The sequence below is a fragment of the Shewanella sp. POL2 genome (assembly GCF_000282755.1).
GTDB lineage: Bacteria > Pseudomonadota > Gammaproteobacteria > Enterobacterales > Shewanellaceae > Shewanella > Shewanella xiamenensis.
In genome coordinates this window covers 1-781 of sequence record NZ_AKZL01000208.1, presented here as the reverse complement: position 1 = coordinate 781, position 781 = coordinate 1, and the positions used below count along the sequence as shown (strand labels likewise).

Below are 781 nucleotides of genomic sequence, written 5' to 3'. Positions count from 1 at the left end.
TCGCCTAAGGCGAGAAGTATAAGGATAACGGGTTAACCAAACAGAATGAGGACTCGATAACAGCTTGATGAGTAGGTAATAAAAATATTAGCCCGTTCGCTAAGGGCGGGTCATGTCTGCATAAAAGTCTCTTTTAAAATAAGACCTTCGCCAGTACACATTCTCAATCCGCTATTTGCATAATAAAGTGTCAACAACCAGCATCGGGCTTGTTCAACACTTGGGATAAGGTCGCGGCTACGCGCGGCCTATCCTTATTTGTTCCAGCATCGGGCTTGTTCAACACTTGGGATAAGGTCGCGGCTACGCGCGGCCTATCCTTATTTGTTATGTGTGGATTTCAAATCGGAGATCTCCGCCTTGGATTGTGACCGACCCAAAATCACCGACAACAAGAAATGAACCATCTAGTGCCTTGAGGTCATCAATATTTCCATAATCAACAGTGCCATCTGGATCTGTGCTTGAATGGACAGACTCTTTCGGCTTTAAACCACTAATATTTTTTACGCCAACAAATTCGAGAGTCGCTTTCCGGTAGCAAGTATGCTCATCTTTCTTAGGAGCGATGTAATGATCGGACTCGGGCCAAATGCTTGCTTCTAACTCAAAAGACAAATGATCGTTCTTCTGACTCCAATTCAGAACAAATGAATCATTGAGATCAATACCTTTGAATATTTCGAGTTGAGACCATTCCATTTTCATACTCGCTTACACATAACGCCGCGCTCACCGGCAAATTTGGAGCGCAGCGCAAAATTTGTCCGAGTGCAGCGCT

General features: G+C 44.3%; 1 protein-coding gene. It reads right to left on the bottom strand.

Translation table 11 applies throughout. The features are described from left to right. Positions 1 to 327: 327 nt before the first annotated feature. The gene (locus tag SHEWPOL2_RS22090) at positions 328 to 702 is read right to left on the bottom strand and encodes a hypothetical protein (RefSeq protein WP_037431889.1); all 375 of its coding nucleotides are present in this window, start codon (positions 700 to 702) and stop codon (positions 328 to 330) included. Positions 703 to 781 lie beyond the last annotated feature (79 nt).

Bases quoted from the DNA above. Each gene is read 5' to 3' on its own strand.
- SHEWPOL2_RS22090 (WP_037431889.1), bottom strand. From the start codon at position 702: ATGGAATGGTCTCAACTCGAAATATTCAAAGGTATTGATCTCAATGAT.